The following is a 21,676-nucleotide window of genomic DNA, read 5'->3' on the forward strand; positions in this document are numbered from 1 at the left end:
CTGCTCAAACTCGAATGATGCTCGACCACCGGCTTTTCATGCCGCCGGACAAAGCAGGCATAATACCGCGCCTTCTACACTCAAGCGCATTTTCACAGATTGCCGGACGCCCCTTTGACGCAGGCCCATGCTCCCAACGTTTCGCCCCGCCCCTCGGCCTGCCCGGGGTTGTGGCGCATCGTCAGTGCCCGTGACGGCGGCATCTGCCGCATCAAGCTGCCGGGCGGCCTGCTGCTGGTCAGCCAGGCCGAAGCGGTGGCGGCGGCGGCCGAGCGCTTCGCCGGCGGTGTGATCGAGGCCACCAACCGTGGCAACCTGCAAATTCGTGGCATCGGCAGCGAGCACCGTGCGCTGATCGACACGTTGCTCCTTGCCGGCCTGGGCCCCCGCGAAGCGGCCGGTGATGATGTGCGCAACCTGATGCTAAGCCCGCTGGCCGGGCATGACCCAGCCATGCTGCTGGATGCGCGGCCGTTGGCCGAGCAGATCCTCCTTATGCTGGAAAGCACCCCGCGCTTCCATCAACTGTCGGCCAAGTTCGCCGTGCAGCTGGATGCCGGCGAACGCCTGGCCATGCTCGAACACCCTCACGACCTGTGGCTGTCGGCCCTGCGCCTGGAGCAGCAGACCTGGCTGGCGTTCGGCCTGGCGGGTTGCCCGGCAGATGGCCTGGCGCTCGGTGCGGTGCCGCTGGAGCAAGGTCTGGCGCTGGTGCGTGCCGTGCTGGAGCGCTTTCTCGACCTGGCAACCCCTGCGCAGGCGCGCATGCGCCAGTTGCTTGAGGTGTACCCGGCAAGCGATTTCGTCGATGGGCTCGGGCTGGACATCCGCCGCGACGACGCTGTGCTCACATGGCGACGCGAACCACACCGTGCTTCTTGGCTGGGGGTGCTACCCCAGGCTCGAGGCCTTGCCCTTGGCGTTGCCCCGCCCCAAGGCCGCCTGACCCCAGCCATGTTGCGCGGTGCTGCATGTATTGCCCGTGAATGGGGCGATGGCAGCCTGCGCCTTAGCCCCTGGCAAAGCCTGGTGGTGACCAATCTGCAAGAACGACACATCGATCAGGCCCAGGCCGAACTGTCTGCGCTGGGCTTGCTGTGCCACGACCATGAACCCTTGGCACGTATCAGCGCCTGCACTGGCGCCAGCGGCTGCGCCAAGGCCCTTGGCGAGACCAAGGCCGACGCCGTTGCCTTGGCCGCGCTGCTGGGCCCAGGTGTACCCGCCAGCGTGCACCTGTCCGGTTGCCCCCGTTCCTGCGCCGTGGCTCATGTAGCCCCGGCCACTTTGCTGGCCCGTTCACCGGGCCGTTATGACCTGTACCTGCGTGATGCGCGCCATCCGGGCTTCGGAGCCCTGCGCGCCACCGACCTTACCTTGAATGAAGCAGGCGCCATGCTCGACCTGCCGACGGAGCACCTTGATGATTGACTACATCCGCGATGGTCAGGAGATCTATCGCAATTCCTTCCGGATCATCCGTGAGGAAGCCCGGCTCGAGCGGATTCCCGCAGACCTCGAAAAGCTCGCCGTGCGCGTGATCCACGCCTGCGGCATGGTCGATGCCATCGACGGCCTGCAGTTCTCCGAAGGTGCCGGCCGGGCCGGGCGCGAAGCGCTGCTTAACGGCGCGCCGATCCTTTGCGATGCGCACATGGTGGCTGAAGGCATTACCCGGGCACGCCTGCCCGCAGACAACAAGGTTATCTGCACCCTGCGCGACCCGAGCGTGCCAGGCCTGGCGAAGGATGCTGGCAATACCCGCTCCGCCGTAGCCCTCGAGCTGTGGCGCCCATACCTGGAAGGCAGCGTGGTGGTGATCGGCAACGCGCCTACCGCGCTGTTCTACCTGCTGGAGATGATTGACGCGGGCGCTCCCAAGCCGGCGCTGATCCTCGGCTTCCCGGTCGGTTTCGTCGGCGCCGCCGAGTCCAAGGCGATGCTCGCCGCCGACAGCCGTGGCGTGCCGTTCGTGATCATGCAGGGCCGCCTGGGCGGCAGCGCGATGGCCGCCGCCGCGGTCAACGCCCTGGCCACGGAGGTGGAATGATGGCGCCGCGTGGACGACTGCTGGGCCTGGGCGTGGGCCCTGGCGACCCTGAACTGATCACCCTCAAGGCCCTGCGCCTGTTGCGCGAAGCGCCTGTGGTCGGTTACTTCGTGGCCAAGGGCAAGCGTGGCAACGCCTTCGGTATCATCGAGGCACACCTGCAGCCTGAGCAGACCCTGCTGCCACTGGTCTACCCGGTTACCACCGAAGCCCTGCCAGCGCCGCTGTCCTATGAACAGGTGATCAGCGACTTCTACGACGAAGCCAGCGTGCAGGTGGCCGAGCACCTGGATGCCGGCCGCGACGTGGCGGTGATCTGCGAAGGCGACCCGTTCTTCTACGGCTCCTACATGTACCTGCACGATCGCCTGGCGCAGCGGTATGAGGCCGAAGTGATCCCGGGCGTCTGCTCGATGCTCGGTGGTGCTTCGGTGCTGGGCGCGCCGTTGGTCTACCGCAACCAGAGCCTGTCGGTGTTGTCGGGTGTATTGCCGGCCGAAGAGCTCAAGCGCCGCCTGGCCGACGCCGATGCTGCGGTGATCATGAAGCTTGGTCGCAACTTCCCCAAGGTGCGCGAGGTGCTGGCCGAACTGGGCCTGGACGGGCGTGCGCTGTATGTGGAGCGGGCCACCATGGCCAACCAGAAGATCGTGCCGCTGGACCTGGTTGACCCGCGGTCGTCGCCGTACTTCTCGCTGATCATCGTGCCGGGTGAAAAATGGCAGGGTTGAACATGCACAAGGCACCCGCCATCGTCATCCTTGGCCCAGGCAGCCTGGCCACCGCGCAGCGAATCCAGAAGCGTTACCCGCAGGCGTCGATCCATGGCCTGGAAGGCCGGGTCGAAGGTGTCGACCTTCACTACACCGCGTTCGGCGACACCCTGCGCCGGCTGTACCAGCAGGACACGCCGATCATCGCCCTGTGCGCTGCAGGTATCGTCATCCGTAGCCTGGCCAGCCTGCTCAGCGAGAAGGGCGTCGAGCCGCCGGTGCTGGCCGTGGCCGAAGATGGCAGCGCGGTAGTGCCGTTACTCGGTGGCCTGAGCGGCGTGAACGTGATGGCGCGTGAACTGGCTGAAGCACTGGGGGTTGCCGCTGCCATTACCACCAGTGGCGAGCTGCGTTTTGGTACCTGCTTGCTGAACCCGCCACAGGGCTATGCCCTGGCGGATATCGAGCAAGGCAAGCGCTTTGTCTCCGACCTCCTGGCCGGCGAATCGGTGCGCATCGAAGGTGATGCCCCTTGGCTGCAGCAGGCGCAGTTACCCGCCAGCGAGGCGGCTCGGCGCACCATTCATGTGGGGCATCAGGCGCGCCCGGCCAACCGCGACGAATTGCTGATTCACCCGCGTTCGGTGGTTGTGGCTGTTGCAGGCGGTAACCTGCACGGTATTCGTGCCGCACTGCAGCAGGCTGGCATCGCCGAGCCATCGGTAGCCTGTCTGCTGGCGGACGAGCAGGCCATGGCCGACAGCGGCTTGCATGAGGCCGCGCAGGCGTTGGGTGTGGCCTTGCGCTTCGCTGCCAATCCAGACGGGGTGGCCAGCATGATTGCGGCGGCGTTGCCCGATGCCCGGCTGACCGAGCTTGAGGGTGCGGCCATTGCCGTGGCGCCTGCCCCGGTCGAGGTGGCGCAGGTTGGCCGCCGTCGTGGTCGTCTGGCCGTTATCGGCCTGGGGCCGGGCGCTGCCGAACTGATGGTGCCGGCGGTGAAGGCAGAGCTGGCGCGTGCCGAAGACGTACTTGGCTATGAAACCTACGTGCGCATGGCCGGGCCGTTCCGTGACGACCAGGTGCTGCACTGCACCGACAACCGTGAAGAGATGCAGCGCGCCCGGCATGCCTTCGAGCTGGCGGCCCAGGGCCGTTCGGTGGTGGTGGTGTCGTCGGGTGACCCGGGCGTGTTCGCCATGGCTGCTGCGGTGCTTGAAGCGTTGCATGAGTCCAGTGACCCGGCGTGGCACCGCGTCGACCTCGAGATCCTGCCTGGCGTTTCGGCCTCGCTTGCAACGGCCGCCCAGGCAGGTGCACCGCTAGGTCACGACTTCTGCGTGATGTCGCTGTCGGACAACCTCAAGCCCTGGTCCATCATCGAGAAGCGCCTGGACCTGGCGGCTCAGGCTGACCTGGTGCTGGCCTTCTACAACCCGATCTCCAAAGCCAGGCCTCATCAGTTGGGTGTGGCACTGGAGGTTGTGCGCCGGCATCGCGATGGCAACACCCCTGTAGTCCTTGGACGTGACATCGGTAGGCCGGGGCAGACGCTGAAGGTAGTCACATTGGCCGAGCTGTTGCCAGAAATGGTCGACATGCGCACCATGGTTCTGGTCGGCTCGTCCACGACCTGCCAATTCCCCAGCGCCGACGGCAAGCAGTGGGTGTATACCCCGCGCTGGTACCCGTCTGCCGAGTGAGGCACCGAGGGAACCGGTTCATGCCTGTTCCCTCGTCGTTTACGGCATAGGGTGAATGCCCCTCGATGATTCCCATCGGGGCATTCAAGGACCCTGTACATGAACGATATCAACGCTTCCAGTGGCGATAGCATCGCTGTTGTCGAACAATCTCTTCTGGCGCTGAGCGCAGGCATGTCGGCGCAAAGCCGACGCGATGCCAAGACCACCTTCCAGTTCGCTTCGCGCGTGGCGTCCAAGCTGCATGACCGTGACGGTGAGTCCGAAGCCTGGTTCAACAAGTTTCTGGAGGTGATGCGCACCCTGGGCTGGGTGGCGGGCCGACGCTCTTACGAACGTGACTACGACCAGAGCGCATCGCTGACCCTGGGCCCGATTGCCTTCAAGGTCGCCAGTGCCGCAGGTAAGGCCTTGCTCGGCGGGCCGGTAGGCGAGGCCATGGCCAAGCTGGCCGGCGATGCCATCAATGCGCTCGGTAACATTGAAGAAGCACAGAAGGTCTACAAGCAGAACGTCAAAGGCAACCCGGTCTCGACCACAGGGTTGGGAACGTGCATTGAAACGCCTGAGGGCGAACTGTTCATGCTGGTGAACGCATTCAGTGCTTCGCCAAGTGAAAACGACCTGAATACCACGGTGTTCGAATGGAAGAGTTCAAGCAAAGACCGCTACTGCGGTTCGGCAGTACTTGCCTTGAATGAAGTGGTCTACACCGACCAGGTGCGCGCAACGATCGAGCAGAAACTCGCTGACAAGGCCGTCAAGGCCGCCGACGAATACGAGATTTGAGAGCAAACGGGGCCTGCGGGCCCCGTTCTTCATTCTGCACGTTTGAAATTCGAGGTATTGCAATGAGTAAGGAAGGCTACTCCTTGTGGCTCGTTGGTGGCACCGCGCTGCTGGTCGCGGACGCGGCGCAGCCCTTGAGGCAGTATGCGCTGGACTCGATTCTGTTTGCCCAGCTGCGCTCGGACAAATTGAACGGCTCACGGTTTATCCACTACGGGCGCTGGTACAGCGGGTACCGCACGGCACTGGAGGAGCGAGGCTGGGTGGTCGTGCGCAGCCGCAGTGATCACCAGCAGGCGCAGGCTGGGCAATCACTGGTGCCGGTTCAGCGGCTCAGCGACGATTTGCAGGCCCGTCATCCCAGCCTGGCGGGTCATTTGCGGGCTGCCATTACCCTGCTCTCGCAGGTGGTGGTGCAGAAGCACCTGCAACCCTTCACGCTGGCGGAGCAGGACAAGACCACACACTGCGCCTACGAGCTGGGCGTGATGCTGCCTGATGCGTCTCTGGATATGTGTGGGTTGGCGTTCAAGAGTGCCTTGCCTGCATCACAGATTCGTCCCGATACCCGTTTGCAGCCCATACCGGCCGAGGGGATAGACCTGCGGGCCAGTGCCGGAACATTGAGCGAATACCTGACTGTCGCTCATCGCCAAGGCCTGCACGATCTGCTTGAGCGAACACAGCATGTTGGAAAAATCATTGATCTAGGGGTGTTGAAGCCGGAGGGTGGCGATGCAACAGCATGAAGCCGTAGTCGTAGGCGCAAGCCTGGTTTCGTTCATTCCCGGCGTCAGCCTTGAGCAGCGTCAGGCCGTGAAGCTTGCTTCGTTATGGGCCGAGACCGTGACGTTGCAAGACATGGCCAAAGCAACGCAGCAGGAACAATACGATTACTACCGCAAGAAGTTGATGTACCTGGGGTGGGACGCGAAGTCTGCTGAAGAAGTCCATTGGCCGGACCCGCAGCGGCCCAGAATTGTCGATCAGGCGTTGAGCAAGATCGACGCCGTCGCAGGGGCTCAGCATTCCAGCAGCATGGCGCTGGCGTTCGAGGCGCTAAAGAGAAACGGCAAACCCTTGCTGCATTTCGAGTCTCGCAGCAGGGACCGAGCGCAGTTTCAACTGTTGTCCTGTGCGCCAGTCAGTGGCAACTACGTGGACATTGTGGTGTACCACGAGGCTGGCAACACGGCGGTATTCACCAATGGCTTTCTGTTTCGCGAGCGCCGCAACATGCAGGTGGCCGCAGAGCTGGTGCGTTTCAATACACGCCTGTTCAATCAGGAACGTCGCAGCGGTGTCGAGCGGGCACTGGTGAAGATTGCCTTGAAGGAAATCCATGAAATGGAGGTTTAGGGCATCAGGTATCCCTTGATACCGGTAAAGATGATCTGCGCTGCCAATGCGCAGACAAACAGGCCCATCAAGCGGCTGACGATCTGCAGGCCCTGCTCGCCAAGAATGCGTTCGATACCGTGTGACAGGTACAGCACCAGGCCCACGGTGAAACTGGCCAGGGCAATGCTGATGATGGCGAGCAACTTGTCATCCCAGTGCGGCTGGCCGACGCCCATCACCAGCAGGGCACCAATGGTGCCGGGGCCGACGGTCAGCGGAATGGTCAGCGGCACGATGGTCACATCTTGCTGCACGTTATCGGCCTGCACGGCCGGTTTGCCCTGGGCCATGCCCAGGGCCGAGATGAACAGCACGCTGCCGGCTCCGATGCGGAAGGCGTCAGCGGTGATGCCAAAAATACCGAAAATCACCCGACCGAACAGGTACAGCAGCACGCTGGCGACCAGCGCCGCGAAGGCCACCTTCCAGGCCAGTTGCTTGCGCTCCTTGCTGGAGTGGCCGCGGGTCAGGCTGATGAAGCACGACAGCACGAAGAACGGGCTGTAGAGCACGAGCATTTTCAGGTAGACGCTGAACAACTCATGGAGCATGGGGCGTAGTCCTCAGCAATACTGATGCTTGTGTCAGCTAGGAAGTATGCGCTGGATCTACCAGGGTTTCCCGCTGGTTGGCCCAGTACTGGATCAGCTCGCGCAACTGTGATAATTCCACCGGCTTGGCCATGTGCCCGTCCATGCCCGCCAGCCGTGCGCGCTCCTTGTGTTCGGCCAGAATGTGCGCCGTCAGCGCCACCACCGGCGTGCGCTGGCGCTGGTTGGCCGCTTCCCAGGCGCGCAGTTGCTGGGTAGCGGAGAAGCCGTCCAGTATCGGCATCTCGCAGTCCATCAACACCAGGTCATAGCGCTGCGCTTTCATCGCCTGCAGGGCTTCTTCGCCATTGCAGGCCGTGTCGGGCTCGAGGTTGAGCTTGCCGAGCATGCCGCGGATCACTTTGGTCGAAATGCTGTTGTCCTCGGCGACCAGCACGCGGAAGTTGCCAGGCAGGTCCAGCGCCTGCGGGATGCCTGGCAGGCTGGCAGGCACCGCCTGCTCGCGGCCGCGCTGTGCCAGTTCCTCGGCCAGGGTGGTTTTCAGCGTGTAGCCGGCCACCGGCTTGGCCAGTATCCGCTTGACCCCGGCGTTACGCGCAATGACCTTGCTCGGCGCATTGCTGATACCGGTGAGCATCACCACCAGGATGTCGTGGTTCAGGCTCGGGTCTTCCTTGATTTTGGCAGCCAGCTGCATACCGGTCATGCCGGGCATGTTCTGGTCCAGCAGCACGGCGTCGAAGTAGTCCCGCAGGTGCGCCTTGGTACGCAGCAGCGCCAGGGCTTCTTTGCCCGATGGCACCGCGCTGACGTTCATGCCCCAGGCGCTGCACTGCTGTACCAACACCTTGCGGCAGGTGTCGTTGTCGTCCACCACCAGCACACGGGCATCGCGCAGCGGGCCTTCGAGGTCGGCCGGTGGTTGCTCCAGGCGTGAAGGGTCCAGCGGAAGGGTCAGCCATAGGGTGTTGCCCATGCCCGTGCTGCTCTTGATGCCGAACTCGCCCTGCATCAGGCCGATCAGCTGCTTGGCAATGACCAGGCCAAGGTGGCCGCCCAGCTTATTGCTGGACAGGAAGTGGTGGCTGTGCAACTCGGCCTGCAACAAGGCTTCGCGGTCGGCGGCGGGCAACGGCTCGCCGCTGTCCTGAACGGCAATGCGCAAGCGTGGTACCTCGCCGCGCTGGTCCAGCGCCACCACCAGCAGGATCTCGCCCTGGTCGGTGTTTTTCAGCGCATTCTCCAACAGGCTCGACAAGGCCTGGCGCAGGCGCGTCGGGTCGCCACTGATCACGCGCGGCACCTGTGGCTGGGTGAAGCTGATCAGCTCGATGTTCTGTTGCTCGGCCTTGGCGCGGAAGATGTTCAGGCAGTCCTCGATCAGCGCGTTAAGGTCGAACTGCACATCATCCAGCTCGATCTGCCGGGACTCCAGCTTGGAAATGTCGAGAATTTCGTTGATCAGCGTGAGCAGCTCGTTACCGGCACTGTGGATGGTCTGCACGTAGTCGCGTTGCTTGACCGACAGCGGTGTGCCCAGCAACAGTTCGGTCATGCCCAGTACACCATTCATAGGGGTGCGGATTTCGTGGCTGATCTTGGCCAGGAACTCGGCCTTGGCATTGATTTCGGCATCGCTGGCGGCCAGCGCACGGCTGGCGCTGAAGCGCTCCTCGCTCATGCGCCGCAGGCGTTCGCTGACGGCCAGGTTCAGCAGCAGCCCGCTGACCACGGTCAGACCCAACAGGATGCACAGCAACCAGGGCGTCGAGGTGCGGGTCAGGCCCAACAGGGCCGGCAGCAGCACCAGGCCACCCAGGTTGAACACCACCATGGCCAGGCTGAACAGGCGCCCCGGTGCATAGCCACGGTACCAGTGGTAGCTGCTGACAAGCAGCATGCTCACGCTGCCCAAGGCCAGCAGGGCGTAGGTCATCAGGTTGAGGGGCAGGGTGTCGACGAACAGCAGCACCAGGCCGCTGACCCCGACCACCAGCATTTCACCTTGCAGCAGGCGGTTAAGCCGTGGCGAATTGCACGGCGTGAAGAAATGTTGGGTGAAATACAGCCCGGCCAGGCCTGCCAGCACCAGTGTCAGGTAGGCGGCGGGTGTTTGCGCGTTGTGCCACACATGCCACCAAGGACCGCTGAGGTTCAGCAGGATCAGGCCGCTGAGCAGCATCAGGCCGTGGTACAGCGCCAGGATCAGGGTGGTGGTGGAACGGCTGTAGAGGAAGCGGATCAGGTTGTGCATGATCAGCATCACCAGGCCGCCGAACAGCATGCCGAACAGCAGGGGCTGGCTTTGGTCTGAGGCCGCTACGGCTGCCGGTTCCAGGCTGATGGCCGGGCGTAGCTGGTGTTCTGAGACCAGGCGCAGGTAGATGTCCAGCGGTTGTTTGCTGTTGGGCAGGGGTAATACATGGTCGCTGCCACGCAGGGTGGGGCTGGCGTTGCCGGCCAGGCGCCCGTGGTGCAGCTGACGCAGAAGCTGGTTGCCCTCGAGGGCGTAGAGGTCCAGGCCAGAAAGGTCCGGGGCAAATACCCGCAGCAGTTGTTCCTGGTCGCCGGGTTGCAGGCGATAGTGCAGCCACAAGGCCTGTTCCGCAGGCGCTGCATCCAGCTCGGCGAGAATCAGAGGGCTGAACTGGTTGCGGTAGCGCTCGGAGCGCACATCGCTCAGTTGCAGGTTGGCCTGTTCGTCGAGCAGAACGGTCCAGCCTCCGTCATGTTCGGCAGCTGCCGGGAACATGCAGAGCAAGGTCAGCAAGCTGACGATCAGAGCTGAGGCAATCCGAAGCCGACGCACTACGAAATCCCTTCTTGGTCGATGTGCCGGGTACTCACTATGCGCGGCGCGCCAAGTCGAAGGCAAGGCCCGTGGCGGGCCTTGTCGACGAGCCGGATGCCGTGCGCTGAAAGCGCTACGGCGCTCCGGTAGTACTTACTGCTGGTGCTCACCGCGCTCGCGGGCGATGGCCCGATAACCGATATCGGTACGGTAGAAGCTGCCGTTCCAGCTCACTTCCTTGGCCAGACGGTAAGCTTGCTGCTGCGCGTCAGCAACGGTGCTGCCCATGGCGGTGGCACACAAAACGCGGCCTCCGTTGGTGACCACTTGGCCATCCTTGAGCGAAGTACCGGCATGGAACACCTTGCCTTCGATCTTGGCCGCAGCGTCCAGGCCACTGATCGCCTCGCCCTTGGCGTAGTCGCCAGGGTAACCGCCAGCTGCCAGCACCACGCCCAGGCTTGGACGCGGGTCCCACTGAGCTTCGACTTTGTCCAGCGCCTTGGCGAAAGCGGCTTCGATCAGCAGCACCAGGCTCGACTCCAGGCGCAGCATGACCGGCTGGGTCTCTGGGTCGCCGAAGCGGCAGTTGAACTCGATGACTTTGGGGTTGCCCGCCTTGTCGATCATCAGGCCTGCGTAGAGGAAGCCGGTGTAGACGTTGCCTTCCTCGGCCATGCCGCGCACGGTCGGCCAGATGACTTGGTCCATCACGCGCTGGTGCACGTCGGCGGTCACCACCGGGGCAGGGGAGTAGGCACCCATGCCGCCGGTGTTCGGGCCGGTGTCCTGGTCGCCGACGCGCTTGTGGTCCTGGCTGGTGGCCATGGGCAGCACGTTGTGGCCGTCGACCATGACGATAAAGCTGGCTTCCTCGCCGTCGAGGAACTCTTCGATTACCACACGCGAACCGGCTTCACCAAAGGCGTTACCGGCCAGCATGTCACGCACGGCGGCTTCGGCTTCTTCGAGGGTCATGGCGACGATCACGCCTTTGCCCGCAGCCAGGCCGTCGGCCTTGATCACGATCGGTGCGCCTTTCTCTTGCAGGTAGGCAAGTGCAGGCTCGATTTCGGTGAAGTTCTGGTAGTCGGCGGTCGGGATCTTGTGGCGTGCCAGGAAGTCCTTGGTGAAGGCCTTGGAGCCTTCCAGCTGGGCCGCGCCCTTGGTTGGGCCGAAGCAGTCCAGGCCACGGCTGCGGAACAGGTCCACCACGCCGATGACCAGCGGTGCTTCCGGGCCGACGATGGTCAGGTCGACGTTCTTCTCGGCGAAGTCGGCCAGTTGCTCCAGCGCGCAGACGTCGATGGCGACGTTTTCGCACTTGGCTTCAATGGCAGTGCCGGCGTTGCCCGGGGCAACGAAGACTTTCTCGACGCGTGGGTCCTGGGCGACTTTCCAGGCCAGGGCGTGCTCACGGCCGCCGCTGCCGATGATCAAAACTTTCATGTCAAAACCTCGAATTCTTTCGGGCGTAAGGCAAAGCTTCACGCTGTACGAGGTCGCACTGGAGCAGGTAGATGCAAGGCGGGGCCGGTTCCGATGAGCGGAGTTGCCTTTTGGCAATGAGCATCAGCGGAACCGGCCCCAACGCAGCAGATGCCTGCTTCAGTGCGGCCGATTGTCGTAAATCAGTGGCGGAAGTGGCGCATACCGGTGAACACCATTGCAATGCCGGCTTCATCGGCAGCAGCAATGACTTCAGCATCACGCATCGAACCACCCGGCTGGATCACGGCGCTGATACCCACTTTAGCCGCATTGTCGATGCCATCACGGAACGGGAAGAACGCGTCCGAGGCCATGACCGCACCCTGCACCTGCAGGCCAGCATGCTCGGCCTTGATTGCAGCAATGCGCGCGGAGTTGACGCGGCTCATCTGGCCAGCGCCTACGCCGATGGTCTGGCGCTGCTTGGCGTAGACAATGGCGTTGGACTTGACGAACTTGGCCACTTTCCAGGCGAACACCAGGTCATGGATTTCCTGTTCGGTCGGGGCGCGCTTGGTGACGATTTTCAGGTCATCAGCGGTGATCATGCCGATATCGCGGCTCTGCACCAGCAGGCCACCGTTGACGCGCTTGAAGTCCCAACCGGCGGCGCGCTCGGCAGGCCATTCGCCGCACTCAAGCAGGCGTACGTTCTGCTTGGCGGCAACCACTTCACGGGCAGCCTGGGAAATTTTCGGCGCGATGATCACTTCGACGAACTGGCGGTCGACGATGGCCTTGGCGGTTTCGCCGTCCAGCTCGCGGTTGAAGGCAATGATGCCGCCGAATGCCGACTCGGTGTCAGTGGCATAGGCCAGGTCGTAGGCCTTGCGGATACCGCCTTCGTCTTCAGGCACAACGGCCACGCCGCACGGGTTGGCGTGCTTGACGATGACGCAGGCCGGCTTGACGAAGCTCTTCACGCACTCCAGCGCGGCGTCGGTGTCGGCCACGTTGTTGAACGACAGTTCCTTGCCTTGCAGCTGGATGGCGGTGGAAATGCTGGCTTCGCCTTTCTTGGCTTCTACGTAGAACGCCGCGCTCTGGTGCGGGTTCTCGCCATAACGCATTTCCTGGGCCTTGACGAACTGGCTGTTGAAGGTGCGCGGGAATTCGCTGCGATCGGCAGTCGAAAGGGTGTCCTTGGCCTGGTCGATGGTGCCCATGTAGTTGGCGATCATGCCATCGTAGGCGGCAGTGTGCTCGAACGCCTTGAGCATCAGGTCGAAGCGCTGGGCGTAGGTCAGGCCACCGGCTTTAAGGCCTTCGACGATGCCGGCGTAGTCGCTGGCGTTGACCACGATGGCCACGTCTTTGTGGTTTTTGGCAGCCGAACGGACCATGGTCGGGCCGCCGATGTCGATGTTCTCGATAGCGGTCGGCAGGTCACAGCCCGGCTTGGAAATGGTGGCTTCGAACGGGTACAGGTTGACCGCGACCAGGTCGATCGGCTTGATGCCGTGCTCGTTCATGATGGCGTCGTCGGTGCCGCGACGGCCGAGGATGCCGCCGTGGATCTTCGGGTGCAGGGTCTTGACCCGGCCATCCATCATTTCGGCGAAGCCGGTGTAGTCGGCCACTTCCACCGCGTTCACGCCGTTGTCCTTGAGCAGCTTGTAGGTGCCGCCGGTGGACAGGATCTCGACACCGAGCTGTTGCAGCTCACGGGCGAATTCGAGGATACCGGTCTTGTCGGAGACGCTGATCAGGGCGCGGCGGACTGGCAGGCGGGTAGTCTGGTCGGTCATTTCGGGTTCCAATAACGCGGTGGAGTCAGCAAAAAAGGCGCCTCTGTTCAGGGAGCCGCCTTTTCTGGTTGGGATTCTGGCTTACAGCAAGTCGTACTGCTTGAGCTTCTTGCGCAGGGTGCCTCGGTTCAGCCCGAGCATCTCGCTGGCCTTGGTCTGGTTGCCCTTCACGTAGTTCATCACGCATTCGAGCAGGGGCGCCTCGACTTCGGAGAGCACCAGGTTGTACACGTCCGTCACGGTCGCGCCTTCCAGGTGGGCGAAGTAGTTGTGCAGCGCCTTCTCGACGCTGTCGCGAAGGGTCTGGCCCTCTTCGCTCGGCGTGTTGAGGTGCTGTTTCAGGTTGGCGTTGTCGCTCACGGGCGTTGTTCCACTCACAAATGTCTCGGTCATCATCGTCATGCGGCCACCCCTTGTCCGTCCTCTGTCTCAAGGCTCTGTCGACGTTCACCGAAAAACGCGCGAACGTTGGCGCACTGCGCTTGTGTGTCTTCCAAAGCGTTGAACCGGGAGCGAAACTCCTTGCCGCCGGGTCGTGTTGCCAGGTACCAGCCAACGTGCTTGCGGGCGATACGTACGCCCATCACATCGCCATAGAAGGCATGCAGCGCGGCCAGGTGCTCCAGCAGGATGCGTTCCACTTCGTCCAGCTGCGGCGCTGGCAGGTGTTCGCCAGTGCGCAGGTAATGCTCGATCTCGCGAAAGATCCACGGCCGCCCCTGGGCGGCGCGGCCGATCAACAGGCCATCGACCCCGGTGGCATCCAGCACCGCCCGGGCCTTTTCTGGCGAAGTGATATCGCCGTTGGCAAAAACCGGGATCGACACCGCCTGTTTGATGGCAGCGATGGTGTCGTATTCGGCCTCGCCGGTATACAGGTCGGCGCGTGTACGGCCATGCACCGCCAGCGCCTGGATGCCGGCCTGTTCGGCGATCTTCGCCACGTTCAGGCCGTTCTTGTTCGCCCGGTCCCAACCGGTGCGGATCTTCAGGGTCACCGGAACATCCACGGCGCCTACAACGGCGTGGAGGATTTCGTGGACCAAGGCTTCATCTCTCAATAAAGCAGAGCCTGCAGCTTTGTTGCAGACTTTTTTTGCCGGGCAGCCCATGTTGATATCGATGATCTGGGCGCCCGCTTCGACGTTGGCCTTCGCCGCCGCTGCCATCATCTGCGCATCACCGCCGGCGATCTGCACCGAGCGTGGCTCGGGATCACCTTCATGGATGCGGCGCAGGCTCGACTTGCGGCTGTTCCACAGGCTCATGTCGCTGCTGACCATTTCCGACACCACCATGCCCGCGCCCAGGCGCTGGCAAAGTGTACGGAAAGGCTGGTCCGTGACCCCGGCCATGGGCGCGAGGATCAGGTTGTTACGCAGTGTGTATTGGCCGATGCGTACCGCCGACATAGGTGATCCCTGTTGTGGGGCCGAATCTTGGAGTTCGAAAAAGGGTTGGCATGATACCCGCTCTCGGTGACCGGATAAAGATGGATCTGGATAAAATCTGAACAGTTGTCGGCTTATGACTTTTGGTGCGACATATGGACAGCGGGGCCGCCTGGCAGCCCCGCTGGTGCACTGCCTATTCCGGGGAACGGAAGCTCAGGCTGTAGTTGACGGCCTTCGGCCCCGGGTCGAGGATGTCCAGGGCAATATGGATCGGCGTCTGGCTGGGCATGTCGCCACGCCCTGCCAATTCGCCTGAAAGGTACTCGCTGGGCTTGAAGCGACGGCTGGCGATCAGCTGGCCATTGAGGTCGGCAAAGCGCAGTTCCAGCAGCGGGAACGGCTGGGAGAAGGGGGCGCGGTTGTAGATGATCGCATCGACGATCAGTGCACCCTTGAAGTCGGGGTGGCTGCGCACCACCAGGTTGCTGCTCTTGATGCGTGCAATATCGACGCGGGTGGGCACCTGGCAACCGACCATCGGGCAGATCTGCTGGAAAATTGGCCGGTATTGGTCCTGGCGGGCCATTTCGTCGAAGTGGAACCACACGTACTGGAAGGCCAGCAGGCCAGCAGCCAGCAAGGTCAGAAAACCCCACAGCAAACGCTTGCCCCAGTTGGGGGCGGGTTTTTCCCAGCCCAGCTGCAGCGGGTCGTCGACCACGTCGACCAGCGGTTCCTTACGTGCCGGGCGCTCGGGTTTACTGGCAAGGCCTGGTTCAAGGCGGTCGCCGGGTAGTGGCTCGTCAGGTTCATCGTCGCGGGCCGACAGATGCAGCGCCAGCGGCTCATCGTCGCGGGCGCTCAGGCCTTTTTCCGGTATTTCGTCATCGCTGGCGTGCAGTGGCTCGCTGAAGGCAGGCTGCTTATCGATTTCGGGCGCGCGGTGTACGGGCGGCTCGTCATCGATATCCAGGTCGAGGTTGCTGCCCAGGGTCGGCTCGGTGCGCTCGCCGGGTGCCGGTTCCAGGTCCAGCGCCAGGGGCTCTGGCTCCGGCAGCACCGGGGCGGCTTCTGCCGGCTGTTGGGGTTCGAAGGGCTCGTCGGTGGCCGTGCCAAACAGGTCGTCTGCGTGCTCGTCCGGGTGCAGCTCGTCGCGCCGTGCCTGCAGCCCACCCTCCAGGTTGGCCGGGCGTGTGGGTGCCGGTTGGCCACGACGTTCCAGGCGCTCCAGTTCCTTGTCGAGGTCAAGCTCATCCAGGGCCTGGGCGGTAAGCGCCCAGGCATCGTCAGCGCTATCGTTGCGTACTTCGATGGTGGGCTCAGGGGTGACCGCCTGTTCGATCAGCGGTTCGGCCGGCACAGCGGGTACTGGCGCAGGCACCACCGGAGCATTGGCGCGGTTCTGCTCCAGCAACTGCTTGGCGGCATTGAACACCTGCAAGCAGTGACCGCAGCGCACCACACCGCGAGCCACGTTCAACTGGTGGTGGGTGACGCGAAAGCTGGTCTGGCAATGCGGGCACTGGGTGACGAAACTGTCGGTCATGCGGCAATCCGGGAGCTGTGCAGAAGACTATTCTAGGCCCGCTTAACGGCGGCGACCACTGATGCGCACCCAGCCGTCGCGCACGACGATCGGGTCCAGCTCGAAGTCGGCGGCGTAGGCGGCAGCCACTTCTTCGCCCTGCTCGGCGAGGATGCCCGACAGGGCCAGCAGGCCACCTGGGCGGACCAGGCCGGACAACTGCGGCGCCAGCGATACCAGCGGGCCGGCCAGAATATTGGCGACCAGCACGTCGGCCTGCATGGCCGGCATGTGCTCGGGCAGGTACAGCGCCAGCTTTTCATCGGCAATGCCGTTGCGCTGGGCATTGTCGCGCGAAGCCTCGATGGCCTGCACGTCGATGTCGGTGCCGACAGCTTCACGGGCGCCCAGCAGTAGCGCGGCAATGGCCAGGATGCCCGAGCCACAGCCGAAGTCCAGCACCTGGGTGCCTTCCATTTGCTGGGCATCCAGCCACTCCAGGCACAGGGCCGTGGTGGGGTGGGTGCCAGTGCCGAAGGCCAGGCCCGGGTCGAGCAGCAGGTTGACGGCGTCCTTTTCCGGGGCATCGTGCCAGCTCGGCACGATCCACAGACGTTGGCCGAAACGCATCGGCTGGAAGTTGTCCATCCAGCTGCGTTCCCAGTCCTGGTCCTCGATCACTTCGGCCTGGTGCTCGGGCAGCTCGGCGCCGGTCAGCAGGCGCAGGTGGGAAAACACCTGCTCAGGCTCTGCATCGGCCTCGAACAGGGCCAGCAGGTGGGTGTGCGACCACAGCGGGGTGGTGTTGAGGTCTGGCTCGAAGATCGGTTGATCTTCGGCGTCCATGAACGTGACCGAGACGGCGCCTACTTCAAGCAGGGCGTCTTCGTAGGTTTCGGCTTGTTCCGGGCTGATGGCCAGGCGTACTTGCAGCCAGGGCATGGCGGGCACCTTTGGTAAATCGACAGGGGCAGCCCTAGGCTGCGCGAAGGCTGGCAGTTTACGCGAGTGCGGGGGATTTGTGGATCGGGGCGCACGCGGCGCCCCCGGAATGAGTCAGACAAAACACAGGGAAAGCGACTCAGCTATATAAGCAGGCTTCTCCTCACCCTCAATTTCCAAGGTGGCAATCGCCTTCAGCAACCACTGCCCCGGCTTTTTCTCTGTCACCTCGGCCAGCTCCACTTTCAACCGCACCTGGCTGTCGACCTTGACCGGCTGAATGAACCGCACACTGTCCAGCCCATAGTTCACCACCATCTTAAGCCCTTGCGGCAGGACCAGGATGTCCTCGATCAGCTTGGGAATCAGCGACAACGTCAGGAAACCGTGGGCAATCGTGCCGCCAAACGGTGTTTTTGCCGCCTTCTCAGGGTCGACATGAATGAACTGAAAATCGCCGGTTGCCTCGGCGAACAGGTTGATGCGCTGCTGGTCGATCTTGAGCCAGGCAGAGCGGCCCAGTTCCTTACCAACGTACTGCGAAAGCTCTGTAACCGGTACATAGGGCATCGCGGACTCTCCGGGTTGTCAGTTGGTACGAAAGTGCAAGATCAGCACGGCTAACCGTTTCAGTCAAGTTGCCCGCTTTTCGGCGAATATCGGTCTATAGCCGGGCGTGCTTATAATGGCCACCATGCCCGAGGGAGATGCTTATGCTGTTGCGTGGTTTGACCTGGCTGGTGCTGTTCCAGCTGCTGGGGACGGCGATCAATCACCTGTTGGTGCCGGTTTTGCCGGGGCCGATTATTGGCCTGTTGCTGCTGTTGTTCTTTCTCATGGCTCGCGGTGAAGTGGGCAAGCCGTTGAACGAGGCCGCCAGTAGCCTGTTGCGCTACCTGCCGCTGTTGCTGGTGCCGCCGGCGGTAGGGGTGATGGTGTATGCCAAGGACATTGCCGCTGATTTCTGGGCCATTGTCGGTGCCTTGCTGATTTCCTGTCTGGTGACGCTGGTGTTTGTCGGGGTGCTGATGCAAAAGCTCATCCAGCGCCAGGGCAAGCGTGAGGAGCAGCCATGATGCTCGACTGGCAAGGCGCGCTTGACGCAGTCGTCCATCACCCGTTGTTCGGTATCGGCATTACGCTCGGGGCCTACCAGGTTGTGCTGGCGGCCTACGAAAAGACCCGCTTGATCTTTCTGCAGCCGGTGCTGGTGTCGATGTTGCTGGTAATCGGTGTATTGCTGCTGTGCGGTATCGACTACAGCGAGTACCGCAAAAGCACCGAAATCATGAACATCCTGCTGGGGCCTGCCACTGTCGCCCTGGCTGTGCCGCTCTATCTCAACCTGCGGCGTATCCGCCAGCTGTTCTGGCCCACATTTACTACGCTGGTAGTCGGGGGCCTGTTCGCCACCCTGTTCTGCCTGTTGCTGGGCTGGTGGTTTGGTGCCGAACACATGATCCTGATGACCATGGCGCCGAAGTCCGTGACCTCGCCGATCGCCATGCTGGTGGCCGAACAGATTGGTGGCGTGGCGGCCTTGGCTGCGGTGTTCGTATTGATTACCGGGGTGATCGGGGCCATCTTCGGCCCGGCACTGCTGAATCGCTTCGGGGTACACAGCCCTGAGGCGCGAGGGATGTCGCTGGGGGTGACCGCGCACGCGGTGGGCACTTCGGTGGCCCTGCAGGAAAGTGATGAATGCGGCGCCTTTGCCGCGCTGGCGATGAGCCTGATGGGCGTGGCCACGGCGGTGTTCCTGCCGCTGGCGGTCAGCCTGGTGGCTTGAGGACTTGTCATGACGCTACCGCTGTTTCCGCTCAATACCGTGCTGTTTCCTGGCTGCTTTCTCGACTTGCAGATTTTCGAGGCGCGCTACCTGGACATGATAAGCCGCTGCATGAAGCAGGGCGAAGGTTTTGGTGTGGTGTGCATCCTTGAGGGCGAGCAGGTTGGCAAAGCGCCGCCGATGGTCGCCTCGATTGGCTGTGAGGCGGTCATCCGCGACTTCGTGCAGCAGGACAACGGGTTGCTGGGTATCCGGGTTGAAGGCGTTCGGCGCTTTAACCTCGACAGCACCGAAGTGCAGAAAGACCAGTTGCTGGTGGGGCAGGTGCAGTGGTTGCCGGAGCAGGCGGACAGCCCGTTGCTGGAGGCGGACGACGACCTGCTGGCGTTGCTGGTGGCGTTGGGTGAGCACCCGATGGTCGAAGCGCTGGACATGCCGAGGCCAGTGGACGGGCGTCAGGCGCTGTCCAATCAGCTGGCGTACCTGCTGCCATTCATGGAAGAGGACAAGCTGGACTTGTTGACCCTGGATTCACCGCAGCAGCGGCTGGGGGAGATCCAGAAGCTGCTGGAGCGGATTCAGGGCGAACTGTTTGCCTGAGGGTACTGGCTACATCAATATTGGTATCGAAGCAAAGCCTGCGGCAGCGCATGCATGGCAAAGAACGCCAGCAGCGCCACGCAGGCCGGCAACACCAGCCACCACGCCCGCTGCGGCAAGGCTGGCAGTGTCTGGCGCCGTTGCACCAGGGTCAGGCTAAGCGCACACACGCAACACGCCAGCAGTGCTCCGGCCAGAATGTCTGTCGGCCAGTGAGCCCCCAGGTAAACCCGCGACAGGGCAATCGCCAGGGCCGGAATGCAACCCAGCATCACCCAAGTCAGGCGCATCCGCGGCGGCTGCCCACGCCCCGCCAGCACGGCCATCACCAGAAAGAACGCAAACGACGCCGAACTGTGCCCGCTGGGCATGCTGTAGCTGGTCAGCGGGTCGGTCAGCACTTCCGGCCGTGCCCGGGCGAACAGCCATTTGAGTGTGCCGTTGGCAATCGCCGTGCTCATCAGGGCGCCGGCAGCGAACATGGCGTGTCGCCACTGCCGGGCAAGCAGCAACAGGCCTGTCAGCAGCCCGCCGAGGAACAGCTGGGTACGAAAATCGCCCAGCCGGGTCACCAGCACCACGCTGCCATCGATGGCCTGGCTGCGGTGCTCCTGCACCAGTGTCATCACGCCCTGATCGAACTCATGCAGGTAAGGCCAACCGATAAATATCCCGGCCAGGGCGATGAAACTGAGGCCGGCAACCAGCCGGGTGCCGTGGCGCTGGTCACGCAGGCTGCTGTTGAGGCTAAGGCCAATCAGCACGGCCAGGGTGCCGGCGATGATGCCCGCATCCAGCCAGAAGCCTTCCGGCAGCGGCAGGCGCATGGCTGCGCCAGTGGCCCAGCCGGGCAGCAGGTAGGCGACCGACCAGCCAGCGCCGGCCACCAGGCTGACGGCGATGAAGCGCGGCAGAGGCATGTCGAACATGCCGGCCACCATCGGCAGCATCGGCCGCAGAGGGCCGATGAAGCGGCCTACCAGCAGGCTGGCAATGCCATAACGCTGGAAGTAGGTCTCGGCGCTGCCAATCCATTCCGGGTGGTGCCGTAGTAAGGGCAGACGGCGGATGTTCTGGTGAAAGTACTTGCCCACCGTGTACGACAGCGCATCACCCAAAAGGCCGCCAAGGAAGCCCAGCAGCAAGGTTTCACCCAGGCTGAAGGTGCCACTGCCGGCCAGTACCGCAACGGCGAACAGCAGCACGGTGCCCGGCACGATGATGCCGGCGATGGCCAGGCATTCGATGCAGGCCACCAGGAAAATCGCCAGGCCAAGCCACTGCGGGTTGGCGCTGAGCCAGCCGGTCAGGCTGTCGAGCCATTGGCCCATGTTCAGCTTCCTTGTTCGAGAATGAAGAAGTCACGGCCTTCGACTTGGCCGCGACGTAACGGGTTCCGCGTGCAGAAGCGGGCATAGTCGGCGTCGACGAAACGGTAGGGCAGGTGTTCGTCGCGCCCGTGCGGGATGCCCAGGCGCGCGGTCTGGATGACCCGTGGTACGGCGTTGCCGCAATCGTCCACATACAGCCGCTCGGCGTCGAAGCGCTGGGCATCCCAGTGCGGCACTTTCAGGCCCAGGGCCCGGCATAGCAGGGTCTGGCCCGCGCACAGGCGCTCATCCGGGCGCAGCTTGCCACTGGCATCGGGGTTGTTCAGTTGCATTTGCGCCAGGCTGTTGGGGCCTGAAAGGGCATCCTGCCAAGGATAGGCGGACTTGATCAGCACCGCGTTGCCCGGCCCGTGGGCGCTGAAGTTTAGCGAGTCTCCGCCGCGGGCGTAGTACATGTAGATGTGACCACCATCCAGGAATAGCGCCTTGCGCTTTTCGGTGTAGCCGAGCGAGGCGTGGCTGCCTTTGTCGGTGAGGTAGTAGGCCTCGGTCTCGATGATGCGCGCGGCAAGCCACAGGTCGCCGTGGCGATGGCGGATAACCTTGCCTAGCAGGGCTTTGGCCAGGGTCTGGGCATCGCGGTCGAAAAAGCTGTCGGGCAGGGCTGGCATGCGGGCGGTTCGTGGCTGGGGAGGCGGGATGATAGCAATGAATGGCTTAATCGAGGCTGAACCAGGGGCGCGATTGAATGGTATCTGTATGTTTCATTGGTGGGGCTTCGGTGTGCTCGCCGTGGTGTATTCGTTGTCGTTGAAATCGAGCGCCGCCCGCGCGGCGCTCGATTTCACAGGCGCAGAT

21 protein-coding genes are annotated in these 21,676 nt (G+C 63.2%); 10 read left to right on the forward strand and 11 right to left on the reverse strand.

Going from position 1 to position 21,676, the window contains the following annotated elements:
• Positions 1–99 precede the first annotated feature (99 nt).
• From cobG to B9A31_RS03555, 7 genes are all read left to right on the forward strand, one after another.
• Positions 100–1,431 (forward strand): precorrin-3B synthase, encoded by a 1,332-nt coding sequence (gene cobG / locus B9A31_RS03525; protein WP_019099777.1) that lies wholly within the window; start codon positions 100–102, stop codon positions 1,429–1,431.
• Positions 1,424–2,050, forward strand: a complete 627-nt coding sequence (locus B9A31_RS03530) for a precorrin-8X methylmutase (protein WP_016489386.1) — start codon at positions 1,424–1,426, stop codon at positions 2,048–2,050. The genes cobG and B9A31_RS03530 overlap by 8 nt, the downstream gene beginning before the upstream one ends.
• Positions 2,047–2,781 carry a precorrin-2 C(20)-methyltransferase gene (locus tag B9A31_RS03535; protein WP_178092332.1) on the forward strand — a complete coding sequence of 245 codons (735 nt, stop codon included), beginning with the start codon at positions 2,047–2,049 and terminating at the stop codon, positions 2,779–2,781. Before B9A31_RS03530 ends, B9A31_RS03535 begins: the two co-directional genes overlap by 4 nt.
• Positions 2,769–4,466, forward strand: coding sequence for a precorrin-3B C(17)-methyltransferase (gene cobJ, locus B9A31_RS03540; RefSeq protein ID WP_081741844.1), 1,698 nt, complete (start codon positions 2,769–2,771; stop codon positions 4,464–4,466). The genes B9A31_RS03535 and cobJ overlap by 13 nt, the downstream gene beginning before the upstream one ends.
• Positions 4,467–4,565: 99 nt before the next feature.
• The gene (locus tag B9A31_RS03545; RefSeq protein ID WP_025754332.1) at positions 4,566–5,255 is read left to right on the forward strand and encodes a hypothetical protein; all 690 of its coding nucleotides are present in this window, start codon (positions 4,566–4,568) and stop codon (positions 5,253–5,255) included.
• A 62-nt stretch (positions 5,256–5,317) separates the two neighbouring features.
• The gene (locus B9A31_RS03550; RefSeq protein ID WP_019099781.1) at positions 5,318–6,004 is read left to right on the forward strand and encodes a hypothetical protein; all 687 of its coding nucleotides are present in this window, start codon (positions 5,318–5,320) and stop codon (positions 6,002–6,004) included.
• The gene (locus B9A31_RS03555) at positions 5,991–6,614 is read left to right on the forward strand and encodes a hypothetical protein (RefSeq protein WP_019099782.1); all 624 of its coding nucleotides are present in this window, start codon (positions 5,991–5,993) and stop codon (positions 6,612–6,614) included. Before B9A31_RS03550 ends, B9A31_RS03555 begins: the two co-directional genes overlap by 14 nt.
• On the opposite strand, the gene B9A31_RS03560 is transcribed toward B9A31_RS03555, so the two are convergent.
• The 9 genes from B9A31_RS03560 to B9A31_RS03600 all read right to left on the reverse strand — a co-directional run bounded on the left by B9A31_RS03560 (position 6,611) and on the right by B9A31_RS03600 (position 17,668).
• Positions 6,611–7,207 carry a MarC family protein gene (locus B9A31_RS03560; protein ID WP_016712205.1) on the reverse strand — a complete coding sequence of 199 codons (597 nt, stop codon included), beginning with the start codon at positions 7,205–7,207 and terminating at the stop codon, positions 6,611–6,613. The two genes, B9A31_RS03555 and B9A31_RS03560, sit on opposite strands and share 4 nt — an antisense overlap.
• Before the next feature lie 37 nt (positions 7,208–7,244).
• Positions 7,245–10,016, reverse strand: coding sequence for a hybrid sensor histidine kinase/response regulator (locus B9A31_RS03565; protein ID WP_019099783.1), 2,772 nt, complete (start codon positions 10,014–10,016; stop codon positions 7,245–7,247).
• 135 nt (positions 10,017–10,151) lie between these two features.
• Positions 10,152–11,447 (reverse strand): phosphoribosylamine--glycine ligase, encoded by a 1,296-nt coding sequence (gene purD, locus B9A31_RS03570; protein ID WP_019099784.1) that lies wholly within the window; start codon positions 11,445–11,447, stop codon positions 10,152–10,154.
• Positions 11,448–11,629: 182 nt separating this feature from the next.
• The gene (gene purH / locus B9A31_RS03575) at positions 11,630–13,237 is read right to left on the reverse strand and encodes a bifunctional phosphoribosylaminoimidazolecarboxamide formyltransferase/IMP cyclohydrolase (protein ID WP_019099785.1); all 1,608 of its coding nucleotides are present in this window, start codon (positions 13,235–13,237) and stop codon (positions 11,630–11,632) included.
• A gap of 81 nt (positions 13,238–13,318) precedes the next feature.
• A complete protein-coding gene (gene fis / locus B9A31_RS03580) occupies positions 13,319–13,639 on the reverse strand; it encodes a DNA-binding transcriptional regulator Fis (protein WP_019099786.1) in 321 nt (106 codons plus the stop codon).
• Positions 13,636–14,649 carry a tRNA dihydrouridine synthase DusB gene (gene dusB, locus B9A31_RS03585; RefSeq protein WP_019099787.1) on the reverse strand — a complete coding sequence of 338 codons (1,014 nt, stop codon included), beginning with the start codon at positions 14,647–14,649 and terminating at the stop codon, positions 13,636–13,638. The genes fis and dusB overlap by 4 nt, the downstream gene beginning before the upstream one ends.
• A gap of 175 nt (positions 14,650–14,824) precedes the next feature.
• Positions 14,825–16,177, reverse strand: coding sequence for a DUF3426 domain-containing protein (locus tag B9A31_RS03590; RefSeq protein WP_084296660.1), 1,353 nt, complete (start codon positions 16,175–16,177; stop codon positions 14,825–14,827).
• 42 nt (positions 16,178–16,219) lie between these two features.
• The gene (gene prmA / locus B9A31_RS03595; protein ID WP_019099789.1) at positions 16,220–17,098 is read right to left on the reverse strand and encodes a 50S ribosomal protein L11 methyltransferase; all 879 of its coding nucleotides are present in this window, start codon (positions 17,096–17,098) and stop codon (positions 16,220–16,222) included.
• Positions 17,099–17,212: 114 nt separating this feature from the next.
• Complete coding sequence (locus tag B9A31_RS03600) at positions 17,213–17,668, reverse strand: MaoC family dehydratase (protein WP_019099790.1); 456 nt, start codon at positions 17,666–17,668, stop codon at positions 17,213–17,215.
• 143 nt (positions 17,669–17,811) lie between these two features.
• Here B9A31_RS03600 and B9A31_RS03605 point away from each other — a divergent pair, with 143 nt between their 5' ends.
• Genes B9A31_RS03605 through B9A31_RS03615 form a run of 3 tightly spaced genes read left to right on the forward strand, consistent with a single transcriptional unit; the run spans position 17,812 to position 19,487 of the window.
• Positions 17,812–18,174 carry a CidA/LrgA family protein gene (locus tag B9A31_RS03605; protein ID WP_019099791.1) on the forward strand — a complete coding sequence of 121 codons (363 nt, stop codon included), beginning with the start codon at positions 17,812–17,814 and terminating at the stop codon, positions 18,172–18,174.
• Positions 18,171–18,887, forward strand: coding sequence for an LrgB family protein (locus B9A31_RS03610; RefSeq protein WP_025754329.1), 717 nt, complete (start codon positions 18,171–18,173; stop codon positions 18,885–18,887). The genes B9A31_RS03605 and B9A31_RS03610 overlap by 4 nt, the downstream gene beginning before the upstream one ends.
• A 9-nt stretch (positions 18,888–18,896) precedes the next feature.
• A complete protein-coding gene (locus tag B9A31_RS03615) occupies positions 18,897–19,487 on the forward strand; it encodes an LON peptidase substrate-binding domain-containing protein (protein ID WP_016712194.1) in 591 nt (196 codons plus the stop codon).
• A 14-nt stretch (positions 19,488–19,501) separates the two neighbouring features.
• Here the strand turns inward: B9A31_RS03615 and B9A31_RS03620 are convergent, their stop codons facing one another.
• Together B9A31_RS03620 and B9A31_RS03625 are read right to left on the reverse strand one after the other, a co-directional pair.
• Positions 19,502–20,818 (reverse strand): bifunctional DedA family/phosphatase PAP2 family protein, encoded by a 1,317-nt coding sequence (locus tag B9A31_RS03620; protein WP_019099046.1) that lies wholly within the window; start codon positions 20,816–20,818, stop codon positions 19,502–19,504.
• 2 nt (positions 20,819–20,820) lie between these two features.
• Positions 20,821–21,489, reverse strand: coding sequence for a DNA-3-methyladenine glycosylase (locus B9A31_RS03625; RefSeq protein WP_019099047.1), 669 nt, complete (start codon positions 21,487–21,489; stop codon positions 20,821–20,823).
• Between the last annotated feature and the right edge of the window lie 187 nt (positions 21,490–21,676).

The sequence above is a fragment of the Pseudomonas sp. URIL14HWK12:I5 genome, from assembly GCF_900176445.1.
Taxonomy (GTDB): domain Bacteria; phylum Pseudomonadota; class Gammaproteobacteria; order Pseudomonadales; family Pseudomonadaceae; genus Aquipseudomonas; species Aquipseudomonas monteilii.

Coding starts and splice junctions, on each gene's coding strand:
- B9A31_RS03530 (WP_016489386.1), top strand. CDS start 1,424: ATGATTGACTACATCCGCGATGGTCAGGAGATCTATCGCAATTCCTTC.
- B9A31_RS03535 (WP_178092332.1), top strand. CDS start 2,047: ATGATGGCGCCGCGTGGACGACTGCTGGGCCTGGGCGTGGGCCCTGGC.
- cobJ (WP_081741844.1), top strand. CDS start 2,769: ATGGCAGGGTTGAACATGCACAAGGCACCCGCCATCGTCATCCTTGGC.
- B9A31_RS03545 (WP_025754332.1), top strand. CDS start 4,566: ATGAACGATATCAACGCTTCCAGTGGCGATAGCATCGCTGTTGTCGAA.
- B9A31_RS03550 (WP_019099781.1), top strand. CDS start 5,318: ATGAGTAAGGAAGGCTACTCCTTGTGGCTCGTTGGTGGCACCGCGCTG.
- B9A31_RS03555 (WP_019099782.1), top strand. CDS start 5,991: ATGCAACAGCATGAAGCCGTAGTCGTAGGCGCAAGCCTGGTTTCGTTC.
- B9A31_RS03560 (WP_016712205.1), bottom strand. CDS start 7,207: ATGCTCCATGAGTTGTTCAGCGTCTACCTGAAAATGCTCGTGCTCTAC.
- purD (WP_019099784.1), bottom strand. CDS start 11,447: ATGAAAGTTTTGATCATCGGCAGCGGCGGCCGTGAGCACGCCCTGGCC.
- purH (WP_019099785.1), bottom strand. CDS start 13,237: ATGACCGACCAGACTACCCGCCTGCCAGTCCGCCGCGCCCTGATCAGC.
- fis (WP_019099786.1), bottom strand. CDS start 13,639: ATGACGATGATGACCGAGACATTTGTGAGTGGAACAACGCCCGTGAGC.
- dusB (WP_019099787.1), bottom strand. CDS start 14,649: ATGTCGGCGGTACGCATCGGCCAATACACACTGCGTAACAACCTGATC.
- B9A31_RS03590 (WP_084296660.1), bottom strand. CDS start 16,177: ATGACCGACAGTTTCGTCACCCAGTGCCCGCATTGCCAGACCAGCTTT.
- prmA (WP_019099789.1), bottom strand. CDS start 17,098: ATGCCCTGGCTGCAAGTACGCCTGGCCATCAGCCCGGAACAAGCCGAA.
- B9A31_RS03600 (WP_019099790.1), bottom strand. CDS start 17,668: ATGCCCTATGTACCGGTTACAGAGCTTTCGCAGTACGTTGGTAAGGAA.
- B9A31_RS03605 (WP_019099791.1), top strand. CDS start 17,812: ATGCTGTTGCGTGGTTTGACCTGGCTGGTGCTGTTCCAGCTGCTGGGG.
- B9A31_RS03610 (WP_025754329.1), top strand. CDS start 18,171: ATGATGCTCGACTGGCAAGGCGCGCTTGACGCAGTCGTCCATCACCCG.
- B9A31_RS03615 (WP_016712194.1), top strand. CDS start 18,897: ATGACGCTACCGCTGTTTCCGCTCAATACCGTGCTGTTTCCTGGCTGC.
- B9A31_RS03620 (WP_019099046.1), bottom strand. CDS start 20,818: ATGGGCCAATGGCTCGACAGCCTGACCGGCTGGCTCAGCGCCAACCCG.
- B9A31_RS03625 (WP_019099047.1), bottom strand. CDS start 21,489: ATGCCAGCCCTGCCCGACAGCTTTTTCGACCGCGATGCCCAGACCCTG.